At 53.1% G+C, this 897-nt stretch carries 5 tRNA genes and 1 rRNA gene; all 6 read right to left on the bottom strand.

Annotated elements, in window-relative coordinates:
• Positions 1-86: 86 nt before the first annotated feature.
• Positions 87-161, bottom strand: a tRNA-Gly gene (locus GKZ89_RS20830).
• A 10-nt stretch (positions 162-171) separates the two neighbouring features.
• A tRNA-Leu gene (locus GKZ89_RS20825) sits at positions 172-253 on the bottom strand.
• A 13-nt stretch (positions 254-266) separates the two neighbouring features.
• Positions 267-342, bottom strand: a tRNA-Lys gene (locus GKZ89_RS20820).
• Between the two features lie 148 nt (positions 343-490).
• Positions 491-566, bottom strand: a tRNA-Thr gene (locus GKZ89_RS20815).
• 3 nt (positions 567-569) lie between these two features.
• Positions 570-645: transfer RNA gene (locus tag GKZ89_RS20810), tRNA-Val, on the bottom strand.
• Between the two features lie 153 nt (positions 646-798).
• Positions 799-897 (bottom strand): 5S ribosomal RNA (gene rrf / locus GKZ89_RS20805); the annotation flags it as partial.

Below are 897 nucleotides of genomic sequence, written 5' to 3'. Positions count from 1 at the left end.
CCGGGATCGAACCGGTACGGTAGTCACCTACCGCAGGATTTTAAGTCCTGTGCGTCTGCCAATTCCGCCACCCCGGCATAATGGAATGGAGCGGAAGACGGGATTCGAACCCGCGACCCCCACCTTGGCAAGGTGGTGTTCTACCACTGAACTACTTCCGCAAAATAAAGATGCGGGTGAAGGGAGTCGAACCCCCACGCCCGAAGGCGCCAGATCCTAAGTCTGGTGCGTCTGCCAATTCCGCCACACCCGCATATTAATTAAAATGGTGAGCCATGAAGGACTCGAACCTTCGACCCTCTGATTAAAAGTCAGATGCTCTACCGACTGAGCTAATGGCTCTCTGTTTTGCCTGTACCCACAGCATGCAGGACGTCCAAATCCCAGAAAGCTTATTCAAGCAGCAGCTCCATTTGGGCGCTGTTGTTTCGCTTAGCGGATAATTCGTCCGTGCTCTGCCGAGCATACGGTTCGGTATAACCAATAGAAATGGTGCCGGCAAGAGGACTTGAACCCCCAACCTACTGATTACAAGTCAGTTGCTCTACCAATTGAGCTACACCGGCAAGTGGTGGAGGATGACGGGATCGAACCGCCGACCCTCTGCTTGTAAGGCAGATGCTCTCCCAGCTGAGCTAATCCTCCATGGTTACGGCTTATGATGAGCGGCGCACTCTGTCACCTCGGTCGGCTGCAGCCTCACTCACTTGTGTGTGATCCGATGCTCTTTCCTTCGGTTTCTGTATTGGCCGTTCTTCTTAAACCTGTATTTTATATTCTTTTGGCAAGTAAAAATATGCCTGGCGGCGTCCTACTCTCGCAGGGGGAAACCCCCAACTACCATCGGCGCTGAAGAGCTTAACTTCCGTGTTCGGTATGGGAACGGGTGTGGCCTCT

Source organism: Metabacillus mangrovi, from assembly GCF_009711125.1.
Lineage (GTDB): Bacteria > Bacillota > Bacilli > Bacillales > Bacillaceae > Metabacillus_B > Metabacillus_B mangrovi.
This window is presented reverse-complemented; position numbering and strand designations above follow the sequence as displayed.